The 18387-nt window shown below is 69.2% G+C and carries 13 protein-coding genes and 1 pseudogene; 5 read left to right on the top strand and 9 right to left on the bottom strand.

All coding sequences use genetic code 11. From position 1 onward, the window contains the following. Positions 1-15 precede the first annotated feature (15 nt). The 5 genes from ABE488_RS04305 to ABE488_RS04285 form a co-directional block, all read right to left on the bottom strand. Positions 16-2583 (bottom strand): DNA topoisomerase I, encoded by a 2568-nt coding sequence (locus ABE488_RS04305; protein ID WP_346447282.1) that lies wholly within the window; start codon positions 2581-2583, stop codon positions 16-18. A gap of 147 nt (positions 2584-2730) precedes the next feature. Beyond that, on the bottom strand, positions 2731-3705 hold the full coding sequence (locus ABE488_RS04300) for an RDD family protein (protein ID WP_346447281.1): 975 nt from the start codon (positions 3703-3705) through the stop codon (positions 2731-2733). 356 nt (positions 3706-4061) lie between these two features. After that, a complete protein-coding gene (locus ABE488_RS04295) occupies positions 4062-4535 on the bottom strand; it encodes a DUF494 family protein (protein ID WP_241944127.1) in 474 nt (157 codons plus the stop codon). Between the two features lie 33 nt (positions 4536-4568). Beyond that, entirely contained in the window at positions 4569-5705 is a 1137-nt protein-coding gene (gene dprA / locus ABE488_RS04290; RefSeq protein WP_346447280.1) for a DNA-processing protein DprA, read from the bottom strand. A gap of 109 nt (positions 5706-5814) precedes the next feature. Next, positions 5815-6978, bottom strand: coding sequence for a LysM domain-containing protein (locus tag ABE488_RS04285; RefSeq protein ID WP_346441629.1), 1164 nt, complete (start codon positions 6976-6978; stop codon positions 5815-5817). Positions 6979-7109: 131 nt separating this feature from the next. Between ABE488_RS04285 and def the strand changes: the two genes are divergently transcribed. The 4 genes from def (at position 7110) to ABE488_RS04265 (ending at position 10841) form a co-directional block, all read left to right on the top strand. Further along, on the top strand, positions 7110-7625 hold the full coding sequence (gene def, locus ABE488_RS04280) for a peptide deformylase (protein WP_346441628.1): 516 nt from the start codon (positions 7110-7112) through the stop codon (positions 7623-7625). 112 nt (positions 7626-7737) lie between these two features. Then, positions 7738-8682 carry a methionyl-tRNA formyltransferase gene (fmt, locus tag ABE488_RS04275; RefSeq protein ID WP_346447279.1) on the top strand — a complete coding sequence of 315 codons (945 nt, stop codon included), beginning with the start codon at positions 7738-7740 and terminating at the stop codon, positions 8680-8682. A gap of 1 nt (position 8683) precedes the next feature. After that, positions 8684-9982, top strand: coding sequence for a 16S rRNA (cytosine(967)-C(5))-methyltransferase RsmB (rsmB, locus tag ABE488_RS04270; protein WP_346447278.1), 1299 nt, complete (start codon positions 8684-8686; stop codon positions 9980-9982). 25 nt (positions 9983-10007) lie between these two features. Next, entirely contained in the window at positions 10008-10841 is an 834-nt protein-coding gene (locus tag ABE488_RS04265; RefSeq protein ID WP_346447277.1) for a glycosyltransferase family 2 protein, read from the top strand. A 44-nt stretch (positions 10842-10885) separates the two neighbouring features. Here ABE488_RS04265 and ABE488_RS04260 read toward each other — a convergent pair whose 3' ends face one another. After that, positions 10886-13090, bottom strand: a complete 2205-nt coding sequence (locus ABE488_RS04260; protein WP_346447276.1) for a TonB-dependent receptor — start codon at positions 13088-13090, stop codon at positions 10886-10888. Positions 13091-13259: 169 nt separating this feature from the next. After that, positions 13260-14006: a glycosyltransferase family 2 protein gene (locus ABE488_RS04255; RefSeq protein ID WP_346447275.1), complete on the bottom strand. Its 747-nt coding sequence runs from the start codon at positions 14004-14006 to the stop codon at positions 13260-13262. 107 nt (positions 14007-14113) lie between these two features. Between ABE488_RS04255 and ABE488_RS04250 the strand changes: the two genes are divergently transcribed. Further along, positions 14114-15043, top strand: coding sequence for a glycosyltransferase family A protein (locus ABE488_RS04250; protein WP_346447274.1), 930 nt, complete (start codon positions 14114-14116; stop codon positions 15041-15043). A gap of 121 nt (positions 15044-15164) precedes the next feature. On the opposite strand, the gene ABE488_RS04245 is transcribed toward ABE488_RS04250, so the two are convergent. Then, on the bottom strand, positions 15165-16298 hold the full coding sequence (locus ABE488_RS04245; protein WP_346447273.1) for a PepSY-associated TM helix domain-containing protein: 1134 nt from the start codon (positions 16296-16298) through the stop codon (positions 15165-15167). A 4-nt stretch (positions 16299-16302) separates the two neighbouring features. Then, positions 16303-18342 (bottom strand): annotated as a pseudogene (locus ABE488_RS04240) (TonB-dependent receptor); the annotation flags it as partial. Positions 18343-18387: the final 45 nt, after the last annotated feature.

Here is an 18387-nt window from a genome sequence, read left to right as displayed (position 1 = left end):
GATGCCGGCCGCGCGTCAGAACGGCGCGGCGTCGTCGGACGCGGCCTTGACCACGCGCTTCTTGCCCGGCGCGACCTTGGCCGGCGTCAGCAGCGACTTGGCCGGCTCAGGCGCCGCGACCGCCTGTTTGGCGACCTTCTTCGTCGCTTTTTTCGCGGTCTTCTTGGCGGCTTTCTTCGCAGGTGCCTTCTTGGTCGCGGCCTTCTTCGCAGCCGGGCTCTTGTCGGGCGCGGCCTTCTTCGTCGCGACTTTCTTGGCGGCGGCCTTTTTGGCGCCGAACCCCTTGCGCACCGGCTTGCCGGTTTCCTCGAGCAGGCGGGTGACCTCCTCGAACGTCAGCGACGCGGGCTCGCGGTCCTTGGGGATCTTGCCGTTGAGCTTGCCGTCGCTGATGTACGGCCCGAAACGGCCGTTGAGTACCTGGATGTCGCTGCCATCGAAGGATTTGATGATCCGGTTGCGCGCGATCTCCTCCTTCTCCTCGATCAGGAACACCGCGCGCGTCAGGTCGATCTTGTACGGATCGTCCTCCTTCTTCAGCGAGGCGTAGGTGCTGCCGCGCTTGGCGAAGGGACCGAAACGGCCGATGCCCACGCTGACCTGCTCGCCCTTGTCCTCGCCGAGGATGCGCGGCATCAGGAACAGCTCGAGCGCCTGCTCGAGCGTGATCGTGTGCATGCTCTGGCCGGGGCGCAACGAGGCGAACTTGGGCTTGTCCTCGGCGTCCTCGGCGGTGCTGCCGATCGCCGCGTACGGCCCGAAGCGGCCCAGCCGTACGCTGACCGGCTTGCCGGTCTTGGGGTCGGTGCCCAGCTCGCGCGCGCCGGTGGCCTCGGTGCGGTCGACCGACTCGGTCTTCTCGACCACCAGCTCCTTGAACGGCCCCCAGAACTTCTCCATCAGCGGGATCCAGTCCTCCTCGCCGCGGCTGACCGCATCGAGCTCGTCCTCAAGCTTGGCGGTGAAGTCGTAGTCCACGTAGCGGGTGAAGTGGCTGGACAGGAACTTCGACACCGCACGGCCGACATCGCTGGGCCGGAAGCTGCGGCCTTCCATCTCGACATACTTGCGGAACAGCAGGGTCTGGATGATCGAGGTGTACGTCGACGGGCGGCCGATCCCGTACTCCTCGAGCGCCTTGACCAGCGCGGCTTCGGTGAAGCGCGGCGGCGGCTGCGTGAAGTGCTGCTCGGCGAGGATGCGGTCGAGCGGCACGCGGTCGCCCGGCTTCATCTGCGGCAGCTTGCGGCCCTCGTCGTCGTCATCCTTGCCCTTGGTGTCCTTGCCTTCTTCGTAGACCGCCAGAAAGCCCGGCACCACGACCGTCGTGCCCGAGGCGCGGAAGCTGTGCTCGCTGCCGGCCGCCAGGTCGACGGACACGGTGTTGAGCGTGGCGGGAATCATCTGCGAGGCCACCGCGCGCTTCCAGATCAGCTCGTAGAGGCGGCGCTCGTCGTCGGTCAGATGGCGCGCGACCTGCGAAGGCGTGCGCAGCGCCGAGGTCGGGCGCACCGCCTCGTGGGCCTCCTGCGCGTTCTTGGACTTGGTCTGATAGGTATTGGGCTGGTCGGGCAGGGACGCGGTGCCGTAGTCGCGCGCGATCACGTCGCGGATGTCCACCAGCGCGTCCTGCGACAGATTCACCGAGTCGGTACGCATGTAGGTGATCAGGCCGATCGTGCCCTCCTCGCCGAGCGCCACGCCCTCGTAGAGTTTCTGCGCGATCTGCATGGTCTTGCGCGTGGTGAAGCCGAGCTTGCGCGAGGCTTCCTGCTGCAGCGTCGAGGTCGTGAACGGCGGCGCCGGGCGGCGCTTGCGTTCCTTGGCGCCGACGTCGGTGACGTGCAGCGCGCCCTGCGCGGCGGCCTGGATGCGCGCGCGGGCGGCCTCGGCGGTGTCGCCGTCGGTGATCGTGAACTGCTCGAACTTCTGCCCGTCGAGCTTGGCCAGCCGCGCGCTGAAGCTCTGCGAGGGATGCGCGCACGCGGCTTCGATCGACCAGTACTCGCGCGCGATGAAGGCCTCGATCTCCTCTTCGCGCTCGACGATCAGTCGCAGCGCCGGCGATTGCACCCGGCCGGCCGACAGCCCGCGCTGCACCTTGCGCCACAGCACCGGCGAGAGGTTGAAGCCGACCAGATAGTCGAGTGCGCGGCGCGCCTGCTGGGCATCGACGAGGTCGCCGGCGATCGAGCGGGGCTTCTGCATGGCCTCCTTGATCGCCCGCGGCGTGATCTCGGTGAACACCACGCGCTGCAGCGACCGGTCCTCGAGCAGTCCGCGCTCTTTGAGGATCTCGGCGATGTGCCAACTGATCGCCTCGCCCTCGCGGTCCGGGTCGGTCGCCAGAAAGATGTCCTGCGCGCCGCGCGCGGCCTTGGCGATCGCCTCGACGTGCTTTTCGTTCTTCTCGATCAGGTCGTAGCGCATCGCGAAGCCGTGGTCGGGGTCGACCGCGCCTTCCTTGGGGATCAGATCGCGCACATGGCCGTAGGACGCCAGGACCTGGAAGTCGTTGCCGAGGTACTTGTTGATCGTCTTGGCCTTGGCGGGCGACTCGACGATGAGGAGGTGTTTGGCCATGGGGGCGACATCCGTGGGTGCGCCGTTGGACCGGCGCCCCGAAAGGTGTGAAGACGCCGCCGCCCGGGGCGGGGCCCCGGGCGGTCGGTTGCTTTTATAGTGGAATCACGGGCGGGCAGGGCTGTCAAGCGCGAGCCCTGCCGGGGTTCACATCGAAGCGAACAAAAGGGCGGCCACGATCGCGACCAGCCCCAGTCCGAACAGGGCGCCGAAGATCGCCAGCACGACGATCGCCACCGTTCCCAGGCCATCGTGCTGCAAGTCGGGCCGGTCGGTGAAGGCCCACTTGTCGACCACCACGGTGTCGCAAATGATGTCGTGCAACGACTGCCTGCGCTCGGTGAAGACAATCATCAGGAAGCCGATCATCAGGATCAGTGCGCTGAGGATGGTCGAAAAATAGCGGCCGATGCCGCGCAACAGCGAAATGCGCTCGCCGTTGGCGCGGACGACCTTGATGCCCACTGCCATCTTGCCCGGTGTGGCCATCATGTTCGAGGCGTGGAACCAGGCGTAATAGAGCGCGCCAATGGCGATCGACAGCAGGTTGGACAGGACCTGGACCAGCACGAACCCGATGCTCCCGGCCGAGCCTGAGCCGCCGACGGCGAGAATGCCGCCGAGCACGGCGAGGGCGATCCCGCCGATCACCATGCCGATGATGCCCACGACCAGACCGTCGATCAGATAGGCTGCGACCCGCTTCCAGAAGCCTGCGTAGAACACGGGGCCGCCGCGCACCACTGCAGCGGCGCCGGCCACCGGGGCGGTCGGTGGCGCGTAGGGCGAGGCGCTGGCCGTGGCGCCGGCAGGAGCGACTGCGGTGGTATGCGCGCTCTCGGTGACCGGGCGCCAGGCATCGCCAGGCGCCGGGGCCCCCTCGACGTTCGCTTCCGCGGGCGCCAGCGCCTCGAGGGTCCATTCCGATGCCGCGGGGGCCGGGGAGGCGGCACTGGCGAACTCACCGCGCACCGCGTCCAGCGGCACCCACTCGGCCAGGCCATCGCGCCAAACCAGGGTCCTGTCGTCGATCTGGCGGGCCTGGTACAGGCGCAGCAGTTCGGTGGCCGGGACCGGTCCCCGGCGGGCATGCGTGGTGTCGGCGTAGAACCAGTCGGTCATCGGGGCGGATCCTGTGCGGGGAGCGATGCCGCGGCTGCGGCAAGACGAAGGGGCACGATGCTGCAGCCACGCATCGCACGCGGCCTGCGCCAGCGTGCCGCCGTCAGACCATCAGCGACACCGTGTTGCGGCAGGCGAGGCATCGGCACGCGCGGCGCGTGCCCGATGTCGGGAGCCCATGGAGCCGGTGCGAATCGGCTTTGCGGACCGCCTGCCCCTGCAACGCGATGGCCGCTGGCCTGGCCGGCCGCACGGGCGTCGTGGGCGGCATGCTAACCCGTGCAGCGCGATTCGTCCCCGTTGCGCGGCGGCGCAACGGGACCGGGTGATCGCGGGTGGTCAGGCATGCGGCCGGATCAGTGCACCGGCTCGGGTTCGTCGATGAACATCTGGGTTTCCATCCAGGCGTAGGCCGCCTCGCTGCCGGGCTGGTTGAACAGCACCATCAGCACGACCCATTTGAGGTCGTCGAGGTCGAGTTCGTCCTGGTCGAGCGCCATCACGCGGTCGAGCACCAGTTCGCGCTGGTCGGCATCGAGCACGCCGTGCTGCTCGAGGAACATCAGAAAGCCGCGGCCCTCGACGTCCAGCCGGTCGATCTCGGGGGCCGAATACACGCGGGTGGGCCCGTTCGCGCGGACCTCCGACACGGCCGGGCGCTGCTCGGCCAGGGCGTCGAGCCAGTCGAAGGCCTTGCTGGTCTCCGCCGGGCTGAATCCAGCCTGCAGCAGACCGCTCTGCAGCGAGTCGCGGTCGCGGACCAGGTCCGCGTCCTCGGTGAAGTAGTGCTCGAACAGATAGAGCAGGACATCCAGGATGCTTTCTTTCATATTCCCCGGCCTGCGCCCCAAGAGGCGCGTCATTCAGGACTTTCGGCAATAGCGACCGTGCGCGACGTCGAGGCGTCCATCCAGCTCCATGGCCAGGAGCATGGCCGACGCACGTGCGACCGTCAATCCGGTGCGGGCGATCAGTTCATCCATACCGCTTGGGTCGTGGCTCAGGGCCTGCCACAAGCGGTTGTAGTCGGGGTCTGAGGACGGAACGGCGGGCGCCGGGCCCGCCGCCTCGTCTTCGATGGGGGCGGCCAGGCGCCCGCGCAAGGCATCGGCGAGGTCGGCGGCGACCGGGCCGAGCGCGGCGCTCACCTCGTCCGGCGATTCGACCAGCATCGCCCCGTCGCGCAGCAGGCGATGACAGCCGCGGGCCTTGGGGTTGCGGATCGAACCGGGGATCGCGAACACCTCGCGACCGGCCTCGCCGGCCAGGCGTGCGGTGATCAAGGCGCCCGAGCGGTAGGCTGCCTCGACGACCAGGGTGCCGAGCGCAAGGCTGGCGACGATGCGGTTGCGGCTGGGGAACTGTGCGCGGCGCGCGGGCGTGCCGGGCGGGTACTCGCTGACTACCGCGCCTTCGACCGCGATCCGCGCGTGCAGGCCGGCATTGCAACGCGGGTAGGGTTGGTCGATGCCGCTGCCGAGCACCGCCACCGTGACGCCGCCCGCCTGGAGCGCGGCCAGGTGGGCGGCGGCGTCGATGCCGCCGGCCAGGCCGCTGAACACCGCCAGCCCCTGCGCAGCGAACCGCCGGGCGAATGCGGCGGCGGTGTCCAGCCCGGCCGCGGTCGGCGCGCGACTTCCGACCACGGCGACCCCCGGATGCCAAAGCAGGGTGGGATCGCCATCGACGAACAGTGCCAAGGGCGGGCCGGGCGCGCGCCGCAGCAGCGCCGGGTAGTCGGGCGCGTGCCAGCCCACGAGGTGGCGCCTCGGCGCGGACTGCAGCCAGGCGCGCGAGCGGCGCCAATCGGGGTCGGGCGTGCGCAGTGCACGGCATTGCGCCGGGTCCAGGCCGGCTTCGCGCCAGGCGTCGGCGCCGGCGGCGAGTGCGGCTGCAGGCCCGCCGTGGCGGTCGAGCAGCTCGCGCCGCGGCGCCAGCGGGCCGCCGGCATGGATCAGCCGCAGCAGCGCGTCGGCATCGGTAGGGGCGGTGTCGGGCATGTGCCCAGGCTAGGCCGGCCTGGGCACGCTGGCCGTCGGCGCATGCCCCGTGTGCGGGTCGGAAACGCCCGCGCGCGACGGTGCGGGGCGCATGACCCCGCAGCGCGGGTCAATGGGTCGCGTCGGGGTGCTTGAGACGGTCGCCGATCTGGACTGGCTTGGTGCCTTCCATGACCAGCGCGTAGCTGACATGGTCGAACGTCCGGAACACCATCGCATGCGCGGCGTACTCGTCGGGCAGCCGGTCGCGGCGCGAGCCGCGGTCGGGCGCGGCGTCGATGCGCGAGGTGTTGGGATGGCGCACGCGGTCGACGATGTAATCGCCGCTGTTCCAGATCGAGAACACCGTGCCGTTGTCGATGCCCGACGCGCGGCCGGCCGAGATCGCGATCACGTCGCGCGGGCCACCGGTGATGAGCGTGTCGGCGACCGCGAGCACCTGCACGTCGGCGGCGATCGTGTCGGCGGCCGGCGCGTGCGGGAAGAACTGCAGGTCGTAGGGCTGCGGGTCGACCGGCACCACGCGGTCGCCCGGGCGGGCCTCAAAGCCGCCGCCGTCGAGCGCGATCGTGGTGGCGTCGGTGTCCTCGGTGGGCCCCGAGACCACGGTGCCCACGCCCAGTTGGACCATCTCCACGCCCAGGAACGCATCCTGGCCGCGCAGGCGGGGCAGCGTCTGCCGCCACAGGTGGCTTTCGCCGGCGACGCGCTTGCCGCGGTAGTTGAGGTCGCGCGCGCGCCGGGCACCGTAGAACTCGGTCGCCGGTCGCTGCACCGCGTAGCGTTGGCCGGGCAGCGCGTTCTCCAGGCCCTTGACGTAGATGTCGCGGTCGATGCTGCCGCGCAGGCGGGTGCCTTCGCTGCCGAGCACGTAGGGCAGGTGGTCGAAGTTGAAGACGATGCTGCGGTTCTTCAGGAACGGCTCGATGTCCGACAGCGAGACCGCATCGATCGGCGCCTGCGCGGTCGTGCGCGGACCCGGGCGCACGGTTGCGGTGACCCGGTCCAGGTAGGCCAGGCTGATCACGTCGCCCGGGTAGATCAGATGCGGGTTGGCGATCTGCGGGTTGGCCTGCCAGATCTCCGGCCATAGCCACGGACGGTCGAGGAAGCGGCCTGCGATGTCCCATAGCGTGTCGCCACGCACCACGACATAGGTGTCGGGATGATCGCCGCGCAGTTGCTGGGCCGTGGCATACGTGGTCACGGTCAGCAGCGCGACGGCACACACCGTGCGGAGCGTTCGGGAAAGGCGTTCGAGCGTGCCGGCCATCTACAGCTCCCCTTGGGTTTCTCCCCTTGCAGCGCCGCAATATAGCCTGAAACCGCGAAACGGAAGCAACTGCGCGCCGCGTTACAATGCCCGGCTTCCGCCTGCGCGCTGCCGCCTACGCCGTCCAATCCATGGCCCTGCTCCCGATCCTCGAATACCCCGACACCGGCCTGCGCAAGGTCGCAGCGCCCGTGCCCGCCGACCGTTTCGCCGACCCGGCGTTCCAGCGCCTGCTCGACGACATGTTCCAGACCATGTACGAGGCGCCGGGGATCGGGCTGGCCTCGACCCAGGTCGATACCTACGAGCGTTTCATGGTCATCGACGTCACCGAGACGCGCGACCAGCCGCTGGTGTTCGTCAATCCGACGATCCGCGACCGCTCGGCCGACCTGCGGGTGCATACCGAGGGCTGCCTGTCGATTCCGGGCGTGTTCGCCGACGTGACCCGCGCCGACGGCATCGTCGTGGAGGCCTTCGACCGCCACGGCAAGGCGTTCGAGCTGACCGTCGACGGCCTGTTGGCGACCTGTGTGCAGCACGAGATCGACCACCTCGACGGCAAGCTGTTCATCGACTATCTCTCGCCGCTCAAGCGCGATCGGGCGCTCAAGAAGCTCGAGAAGCTGCGCAAGGGCCGGGAGTAAGCAGGCGGGGGCGGGGATTCGCAGCGTCGAGCCCGTCATCCGTTTCTCCGAGCCCGCCGGGTTCGATTCCCGACTCCAGACTCCACGCTCCCCGGATCTCCATTCCCGTCCCATGAGAATCGTCTTCGCCGGCACCCCGGACTTCGCCGTGCCCTCGCTGCTCGCTGCCGATGCGCGGCGTGAGGTCGTGGCCGTCTACACCCAGCCCGATCGCCCGGCCGGGCGCGGGCGCGCGCTGACGGCCTCGCCAGTCAAGCAGACAGCGCTCGAGCGCGGGCTGGTCGTGCGCCAGCCCGAGCGGTTGCGCGGCGCCGAGGTGCTCGATGCGCTGCGGGCGCTCGAGCCCGACCTGATGGTCGTCGTCGCCTACGGCCTGCTGCTGCCGCAAGCGGTGCTCGACATTCCGCGCCTGGGATGCTGGAACGTCCACGCCTCGCTGTTGCCGCGCTGGCGGGGCGCCGCGCCGATCCAGCGCGCGATCCAGGCCGGTGACGCCCAGACCGGCGTGTGCCTGATGCAGATGGAGAAGGGGCTGGACACCGGGCCGGTGCTGCTGCGGCAATCGACGCCGATCGCGCCCGACGACACCGGCGGCCGCCTGCACGACCGCTTGGCCGAGCTCGGTGCGCAGGTGCTCGCCGACGGCCTGGGCCTGCTGCGTGCCGGCATCCGGCCGGTGCCCGAAGTGCAGGCCGAGGCCGGCGCGACCTACGCCCACAAGCTCGACAAGGCCGAGGCCCGGCTCGACTGGACGCGCCCGGCGCGCGTACTGGCCGACACCGTGCGTGCGTTCGACCCCTGGCCGATCGCCGAAGCCGAACTCGCCGGTGAGCGCGTGCGCGTGCATGCAGCGCAGGTGTTGCCGCTCGCCCACGACCGCACGCCGGGCACGCTGCTGGCAGCCGGCCGCGACGGGCTCGATATCGCTTGCGGCGACGGCGCGCTGCGCGTACTGCGGTTGCAGCGCGCTGGCGGCAAGGTCGTCGCTGCGGCCGACTATCTCAACGCCCGCCAGGACCTCAAGGCGCTGGTCGCCGCCCCGGCGGGCCAGGCCTGACATGGGCGCCCCCGGCGCCACGGTCCGCGTGCAGGCCGCACAGGTGCTCGATGCGGTCGCGCACCGCGGCACCTCGCTCAAGGCCGCGTTGGCCACGGCGCTGCCGACGCTCGCCGATCCGCGCGACCGCGCATTGCTCGAGGCGATCTGCTTCGGCGCGCTGCGCGGCGCCGCCCGCTACGATCGTGCGCTCGCGGCGTGGATCCCGCGTCCGCTGCCGCGTCGCGACGCGTCGCTGCGCGCGTTGCTGCATGTCGGCTTCGCCCAGCTCGACCCGCTCGGCTTGCCGGCGCATGCCGCGCTGTCGGCGACGGTCGAGGCCGCGCGCGCGATGGGCCGCAGCCACCAGGCCGGGCTCGTCAACGCGCTGCTGCGCCGCGCCCAGCGCGACGGCCTGCCACCGTCGGCGCCCGGCGATGGCTGGCCGGCCTGGCTGCTGGCGCAGGTGCGCGAGGACTGGCCGGATGCGTGGGAAGCGATCCTCGAGGCCAGCGCGTCGCAGGCACCGACCTGGCTGCGGGTCAACCGTCGGCGCAGCACGCCCGCGGCCTGCATCGCCGCGCTGGCCGAGGCGGGTGTCGAGGCGGTCGTGTCGCCTGGATTGCCGGATGCGCTGCGGGTCGACGCGCCGTTCGCGGTGGCCGCATTGCCCGGCTTCACCGATGGCCTGTTCTCGGTCCAGGACGGCTCGGCCCAGCAGGTCGCCGCCGCGCTGGCACCGACCGCGGGCGCGCACGTGCTCGACGCCTGCGCCGCGCCCGGTGGCAAGAGTGCCCACCTGCTCGAGCGCGATCCGGCCCTGCGGCTGACTGCGCTCGATGTCGCCGCGCCACGCGTGGCGCGGATCGCCGCGACCTTCGCCCGGCTCGGCGTGGGCGAGCAGGCCACGCTGCGCACGGTCGACGCGCTCGAGGTGGGGCGTTGGTGGGACGGCACGCCATTCGATGCGGTGCTGCTCGATGCGCCGTGCTCGGCGACCGGCGTCGTGCGTCGCCAGCCCGATGTGCTGCTGCACCGGCGCGCGTCCGATCTGGAAGCCCTGGTCGCGCTGCAGGCGCGTCTGCTCGACGCATTGGCGCCGACGGTCGCGCCCGGCGGCGCACTGCTGTACGCGACCTGTTCGATCCTGCGGCGCGAGAACGCCGCGCAGGTCGAGGCGTTCCTGGCCCGACATCCCGACTTCGCGGTGCAGTCGCTGGACGCGGGCTTCGGCCGCGATACCGGTGCAGGTCACCAGCGCCTGCCCGGTGAGGACGGTATGGACGGCTTCTTCTATGCGCGGCTGCGGCGTCGGCGTTGACCTGCGGACAGCTAGAATCGCCGGCATGCAGACGCCCGCCGCCAGCCTGATCATCAGTACCTACAACCATCCCGACTGGCTGCAGCGCTGCCTGTGGGGCTATGCCGCCCAGGACCGTCTGGATTTCGAACTGATCGTCGTCGACGACGGCTCCGGTGCGCCAACGCGCGCGCTGATCGAAGCAATGGCGCCGACATTGCCGTTCCCGCTGCGCCATGTCTGGCACGAGGACGCGGGCTTTCGCAAGTGCACGATCCTCAATCGCGGCATCGAGGCCGCGCACGCGGACTATCTGATCTTCTCCGACGGCGACTGCGTGCCGCGGGCCGATTTCGTGTCCCAGCACCTGCGCCTGCGCGAACCGGGCCGGTATCTGGGCGGCGGCTACTGCAAGCTGCCGATGGACCTGAGCCTGAAGATCGACCGCGACATCATCGCCCGGGGCCTGCACGCCGACCTTGGCTGGCTCAAGGCCAACGGCCTGCCGCGCAAGAAGCGTTCGCTCAAGCTGTGGGCGCGGCCGGGCTGGCGCGAGCGGGTGCTCAACGCGGTCACCCCGACGCCGCCCCGCTGGGCCGGCAACAACGCCTCGGGCTGGAAGGCCGACCTGGTCCGCGTCAACGGCTTCGACGAGCGCATGACCTACGGCGGCGAGGACCTGGAACTGGGCGAACGCCTGGACAACGCCGGCGTGACCGGCAAGCAGATCCGATTCTCGGCCGTGTGCGTGCACCTCGACCACGCCCGTGGCTACGTCAAACCGGAAATGAAGGCCGCCAATCAGAAGATCCGCGACGCGGTGAAATCAGGTCGCCTGACGTGGACCGAGTACGGCCTGGTCCACGGCCCCAAGTCCTGAAGGCGCGTCGTCACGCAATTGGATGCGACGACGACGCGCCCCGCTCAGAACTGCTTGGTCACGCTGAGATAAATGTTGCGCCCGAGACTGCTGCGGTTGTTGGTTTCCACCGCCGAGGCATTGAGGCGACGCTGATCGAACAGGTTGTTGATGCCGATCAGAAATTGCGTGCTGCCATCGAAGAAGTCGACATGGCTGTTCACGGGTCGCCAGCGCAACTGCACATTGGTCTGATTGAAGGGCTCGCGGACATACCAGTATGTGGTGCCACCCGAAACGACGGTCTCGGGATTCTGCTCGGGCTTGAACCAGTGCGTGTAGTCGATCGAAAGCGTGAGATCGTCGTTGACCGGGCGCCAGCGCAGGCCGACGCGTGCGCGGTCGGCGAACGCGGTCGGTGACTTTTCGCCGGTGGCGACGTCGGTCATGTCCAACGATTCGTAGGTGAGATACCCGCCCCAGGCCGGCAGGTCGTAGGCTGCCTCGAGTTCGAAGCCTTTCCGGTCGACGCCATCGACGTTCCGGAAGCTGGCGTACTCGCTGTTTTCAGGCGACACCGAACCGTGATCCACGACCAGGCGGATCATGTCCTCGATCCGGCCCTTGAAGTACATGGCCTTGGCGCTGAACCGGTCCGCGTCGAGCAGCAGGCCGGTGGTCTGCCAGGAAAAGCCGGCTTCGTATTCCCGCGAGGTCTCCGACTTCAGGTGCGGATTGGGCTTGTACCAGTAATGGATGTTGAGCGGCCCGTCGGAAGACGTCTCGTGCGGAGTCGGTGCGCGGAAGGCCTCCGAGTAGTTCGCCAGAAGGTTCAATCCGTCGAGTAATTCCCAGCTCAGGCCTATGCGCGGCGAGAACCGGCTCTTGTCGTAATCCTCGGCAACGCCGAGCACCTCGCGGTCGAATTGATCGTAACGGCCGCCCAGTTGGACGGCTAGGCGCTCGTTGAACCACAGCGACTCGTGTTGCACGAACACGCCCAGGTCGCGATAGCGGTTGGGCATGGACTGGAAGCTGGTCCGTTCTCCGTCAAGGATGTAGATCCCGTCCTCTTCGCGATGCTCGAAGTCGACGCCGACCAACAGGCGATGCGCCACTGCGCCGGTCGAGAAGCGCATCAGGTTCTGTGCGCTGACACCCCAGCGCTCGTCGAGGTTCTTGTAGTACAGATCCACACCAGACGCGTAGCCGCGCTCGTAAAAGCCTTCGGTCCGATACGCGGTGGCAGTGAGGTCGAGCCACTGACTGTTGCCTGGATGGGCGGTGTAGCGAAGAACGGTGTCCCGCTGCACGCGCTCGCCTATCACCGCGCCATAGGTGGTGGGATAAGCGGTGTGATAGAGGCTGTTCCAGCCTGCCCGGGAGTCGATGGTGTAGTCGTAGTGGCTCAGGCTCAGCGCGTGACCATCGGCGATGCGCCATCCCGCCTTGGCGAACACCGTGGTGATCTCGTCATCGGTTTGGGTTGTCGTGCGGGAGCCATCGACGTTGCGGCCGGCGAGCTTCAGGTCGGCGCCTTCGGACTGCTTCACGAAAGCGAGAAACTCGAAGGGGCTGTCCTGCGGAGCGATGGCAAAAGCGCCGTAGGCCTGGTTGCGGTTGTTCGAATCGAAGCGCGCACTGGCGGTCACGCCGACGCTGCGTCCCGGCAGGATGAAATCGCCGGCGTCCTTGGTGGTACTGCCGATCACGCCGCCGATCGCGCCACCACCGTAGGTAATGCCCGAAGATCCGCGCACGACGTCCACCTGCTTGAGCAGATCGCTGTCCATGCTCAAGCCCGAGACCTGATTGGCGAACAGGTTCGCGGAACGGCGCACGCCATCCTGCATCAGGATGACGCGGCTTTCGCTGCCGTGCCCAAAGCCGCGAATCGTAAAGCCCTGACCGATCGCACGCCCTCCGTCGCCGCCGGTGTCGATGCCCGGCACCTTCTTCAAGGCCTGGATGATGTCGGTGGAGTCATCCAGATCGTCGGAGAGCAACACCGATGCCGAGCCCGGATACTTCTGGACGTCGATCGCGAAGCGTGTCCCCACGACGGTGACGCGGTCCAGTTCGCTGGTTGTCGAGGCGCACTGATCCGGGATTCGGTTTGCGACACAGGCCGCGACTGCTGCTTCGTCGGCGCATGTCGTGCGTGCAGCGGCACGCAGCGCGGGGCAATCGGGTGGGTTGACCTGCGCCAGGATGGTGGATGGCAACATCAGGGCGAACGGAATCGCTGCGGCCAGCGCAGTACGTCGCATGGGAAGCTCCAGAAGGTGAGTAAAGGCCTTGCTGGCTCACGCTCGCTGGCGGCGCGGATGTTACGCAGGGGTTCAGGGGAAATCAAACGCAGACGCGCTCTGCACTGGCGGTTGACGCGCGCTGCCTGCGGTGCGGGATGTGGCGCAAAACACCGCACCGTTGCGCAGGCTATTGCATCGCGCGCAAGTCTCGATATTTCTGCAGAACGTAGTGCGCCTGCGCGTTGTGGAAGCGCCACCCCGCCGCGCCGTCAAGCCAGGCGCCGCGTAGCAGGTACTGCTTGAGGAGATACGCCACTGCATGCAGCGGCCCGTCGAGTGCACGGGCGCGCTTGCCCGTATCGTGGCGTTGCTGCGCCCACAGCGCTGCGTACTTCGACAGCTTCGCGACGTGCTCGGCATGGCTGCGCGACGTGTCGTGCTCGAAGTCGGCATCGAGCCGGGCGACCGTCTTGCCTTCGAGATCCGGACGCTCATGGACCTGCGAGGGCAGGTAGCGCCAGCCCGCGCGCACCAGCCGCTCCATCGGCTCGCCGCCGCGCAGGCGATGGCCCAGGAACCAGTTGCGGCGGGTCAGCAACCAGGCATCGGCGGACTCGACATGTCCGTCCGCGAACAGCGCACGGATGCGGGTATCGGTGCCGGGCGACAGCCATTCGTCGGCATCGAGCAACAGCAGCCAGTCGTGCGTGGCCAGCGTGTTGGCGAAGGTCTTCTGCGCGGCGTAGCCCAGCCAGTCCTGGTGCACGACGCGCGCGCCGTGCGCGGTGGCGACCGCGACGGTGTCGTCGGTCGAACCCGAGTCGACGACCAGCAGTTCGGCGCACAGCCCGCGCATCGAATCGAGGCAGCGGCCGATGCGGTCGGCCTCGTTACGGGTGATGACGACGCCGGAAAGGGGCAGCGGTGCGGGCATGCGGGCAGGGCCTGGGGCGATGGTGGCATTGTCGCCGATCGCGCGAGAAGCCGCCGGTGGCGTTGCTATCATGCCGGCGCCGCACAAGCGGCGTCGTCGGCTTTCCAATGATCGTTTCCGCCCGGCCCAGCGTCAGCGTCCTCGTTTCGAGCTACAACTACGCCGCGTTCGTCGTCGAGGCGATCGAATCGGTGCTCGCGCAGACCGAAGCCGCGCTTGAGATCGTCATCGTCGACGACGGCTCGCGCGACGGCTCGCCCGAGTTGCTGCGGCAGCATTACGGCGACCATCCGAAGATCACATTGATCGAGCAGGCCAACGGCGGCCAGCTTCAGGCGTGGATCACCGGTTTCGCGCAAGCGCGCGGGGAGATCGTCGCGCTGCTCGATTCCGATGATCGCTGGAATCCCGACTACCTGCAGCGCATCGTCGACGTCTACGCTGCGCGCCCGGAGGTCGATTTCGTCTATACCAATATGCAGCTGTTCGGCGATCTCGACAAACCGATGTTCGCGCCCGGGCCCGACCGCGACCTGGGCCTGTCGATCCTGCTCGGTGCGTATTTCCATCGCTTCCAGGGCGCGGCGACCTCGGCGGTGAGCCTGCGTCGCGGGTTGATGGCGCAGTTGCTGGCGTTGCCGCCCGAGCGCGCCTCCGATTGGCTCTCGCGCCCCGACGACTGCATCGTCTACGGCGCCGACATCCTCGGCGCGCACAAGGTCTACCTGGCCGACACGCTGGTCGGCCACCGCGAGCACGGCAGCAACGCGCTCAAGACTTTTGGTCCTTCGCCGCTGCGGGTCTACCGACACGTGATCGGCAGCGAGCGCATGCTCGAGTTCTACCGCAGCCAGGCCGGGGTCACGCCGCGCTGGCTGCGCATGGCCAAGGCCGAGTTCCGCACCAAGCCGGTGCCGACGTTCTGGGAACTGCGCGCTTACCTATGGCTGTTGTGGCGCGCGCCGGTCCCGTTGACCAAGCGCATCGAGCACGGCCTGGGCATGCTCGGGCACTTCCTGAGAACACGCCGCCGCTGAGCGGCGCGTCAGCCGCGCAAGGCGTCCGCCAGCAGCGCGGCCCACAACGCCAGCAACGCCAGCCACGCCCAGCGCCAGCGTCCCATCCCGCGCCAGGCGGTCCGCCAGGGGCCGGGCGGCGTCACGCCGGCCTCCGGCGCTGCGCAGCGCGCAGGGCGTCGGCCACACGCAGGCCGTAGAGGTAGACACCGGTTGCGCACAGCGCGGTCAGCATCGCGCCGAACACGCACCACAGCCAGCGCACCGGCCAGCCGCCGAAGGTGCCAAAGTGCAAGGGATCGGCCAGTTCGGCGATGCGCTGGTGCAGGCCCATGTCGCGGCCGTCGCGCAGGCCGGCGACCGTGCCGTCGCGCAGATCGAAGCCGATCGCGTTCGCGCGGTCGCGGACCAGCCAGGCCTGCGCCTGGCCGTCGACCAGCAGCGATGCAGACGAGACCTCGTGCACGCCGCGGATCTGCAACTGCGGCCAGCGCCGCGCCGCGTCGGCGATCGCGTGGTCGATCGCTGCCGGATCGGCGGGCGCCGCGGCGGGGACCTCGGGCAGCGCGATCTTCGCCGCAGGTCCGGCATCGCCGCCGAGCGATTCGACCAGGTACCAGGCTCCGGTCAGCCCGATCAGTGCGATGAACCACAGGCTCCAGACACCGGCAAGACGATGCACATCGCCCCACAGCCGGCGCGGCCGGTCGCCGCGCGGCCAGGTCCCGAACCCGCGCCACCAGCGCTTGTAGATGACCAGGCTCGTGGCCAGCGAGAGCAGCAATGGCAGCGACAGCGCCGCCACCAGCGGCACACCGATCTTCAACGGCAGCATCAGATGGCGATGGGTATTGCGCAGGATTCGCTGGGCATTGAACCAGGGCGTGTCGCCGGTCACCCGGCCGGTGGCCGGGTCGACCCAGACGAAGCGGCGCTCGCCATCGGGCAGGCGCATCACCGCGCGGGCAGCGAAGCGCGACGCGTGCGGCGCGGCCAGCGATTCGAGTGTCCACGCCGGATAGCTGCGCTGCACCGCGGCCACCAGCGTCCCCCAGCTCGCGTGCTGCGTGGACGGGGTGACCCGCGCCTCGGGGAAGATCAGCCAGTCGATTTCCTGCGATACCGTCGCCAAGGTGCCGGTCAGGCACACGAAGCCCATCAGCAGCGACAGCTTGAGTCCGACCCAGCTGTGCAGGTCGAACCACAGCCGTCGGCCGCTGGCCTTCTTCGTTGCGGCGGGCGGGCGCTGGCGGTGGGCGGGCGGGTCGGCGGGCATCGGCTCAGAACGTGTATGCGGCCTGCAGGTACAGCCGTCGCGGCTCGCCGGGGAAATGCCCGGTGCGTTCGGTGAAGCCGCTGGCCGCATAGACCTTGTCGAAGAGGTTCTTGACGTTGGCCTGGAACTTCCAGCGCTGCCAGTGCGTCTGCCAGCTCAGGTCGAAGACGGTATAGGGTTTGACCCGCTGGCCGTCCATGCTCAGGCGTTCGCCGGTGTGGTCCAGGCCGAAGCCGACCGCAGAGGCCAGTGCCGGCAGGTCGTACCGGGTCCAGACCCCCAGCTTGTTGCGCGGCGCGTTGGCGAAGCGGTCCCCGGAAGCGTTGGTGATGCCGTTGCTGCCGGCGTCGATCACCCGCGCGTCGTTGTAGGCGTAGGCGATGTTGAGCACCCAATGCGCGGTCAAGTCGGCGAGCAGGTCGACCTCAACGCCTTCGCTGCGCACCAGGCCCAGCGGTGCGAGTTGGTTGACGCCATCGGCCACGCCCCCCGTGGCCTGCACGATATTGCTGCGCTCGATGCGGTAGAGCGCGGTGCCGAGCGTCAGGCGGCCGTCGGCGAGCGCGGTCTTGAGGCCGGCCTCCCATTGGCGGCTGCGCTCGGCATCGAACGGGCCGCCGGCCGCCGGGTCCTGGTTGGACGTGGCCTGCGGAAGGAAGCCGCTGGCGACATTGGCATAGGCGTTGATGCCTTCGCGCAGCGTCACCGTGCTGCCCAGACGCCAGCTCAGGTCGCTCCCCTTGATCCGGCTGCTGCCGATGCGGTTCTCGTCCTCGAAGCCGTCCCAGCGCAGCCCGGCGAGCACCTGCCAGCGCGGTGTGATCGCGATCTCGTCCTGGACGTAGCCGCCGTAACGCAGCCCGCGCGTGCGGGTGTTGCGCCAGGGCAGGGCGTCGAGGCCGTAGTCGAGGTACGAACTGCGTCCGTACCTGGGCGCGCGCAGGTCGATGCCCGGCACCGGGCCGGCACCGCGACGCAGGTCGGCGCTGTTGGCGGTCTGGGCGGCGAAGTCGGCATCCAGGCGGTAACCGTCCGCCCCGAACAGCAGCGTGTGGCCGAGCGTGCCGGTCGAAAAGCGCCAGACCGCGTTGCCGGCCAAGGTGAGTCCGGTGTTGTCGCGCCATTGGTTGCGCAACTGCCGGGTCATCCATTCGGCGCGGCCGTCGCCGTCGCGGTCGATCAGTCCCATCGGCTCGTGGTAGATCTGGTGCTCGCTGTTCTCGAACCAGCGCGCCGCCAGGTCCACGTCCCAGTCCGCCGACGGCGAGGCGCGGTACTGCACCAGCGCTACCCGCGCGTCCATGTCCAGGAAGTCCGTGGCCTCGTTGTGGTTCCAGCGGCGATCGGTCAGGAAAACACCATCGTCGTCGACTGGCACGCCACGCAGGCGGTTGCCGCCCAGGTTCTGCTCGATGTCGGTCACCTGCAGCGTCAGTTCGCCGGTGTCGCCGATGTCGAAGGCGAGCGACGCGTCGCCGATCCGGCTCTCGCTGTCGGCGTTCCAGCGCACGCCCTCGTCACCGTCGGCGTGCACGCCGACCCGGTAGCGCACACGGTCGGACAGCGGGCCGGTCGCCTCGAGCGAACCGGCAGCGAAGGCGGCATTGCCGGCCGCCAGTTCGACCCGGCGCAATGCGCGGCGTTGCGGCTTGCGGGTCACGTAATTGATGATGCCGCCGGGCTCGCCGCCGCCGTAGAGCGCGCCGGCCGGTCCTTTGAGCACTTCCAGCCGCTCGATGTTGAACAACTGCGGTACCGAGAAGCCCGCGTAAGGGTCGCCACGCAGCCCGTCGTAGAGCACGTTCTCCTGGCGGAAGCCGCGCAAGGTGACGCCGGCGTAGCTGAAGAAACTCACCCCGCTGATGCTGCGGTACAGGTCGGTGACCTCGTAGGCCGCCTGGTCGTCGATCAGCTCGCGCGGCAACACCTGGACAGAGACCGGGACCTGCGACAGCGGCGTGCCGGTGCGGGTCGCGACCGCAGCGTCGTCGCTGCGATAGAGCGCTTGTGCGCGGCCGACGACGCGCACCGCGTCGAGATCGGTGGCCTGCGGCGGCTCGGCCGCAACGGCGATGGACGGCGCGGTCAG

The sequence above is a fragment of the Luteimonas sp. TWI662 genome (assembly GCF_039673825.1).
Taxonomy (GTDB): domain Bacteria; phylum Pseudomonadota; class Gammaproteobacteria; order Xanthomonadales; family Xanthomonadaceae; genus Luteimonas.
Note: the sequence above shows the minus strand (reverse complement) of the source record. Positions and strands in the feature narration are given on the sequence as shown.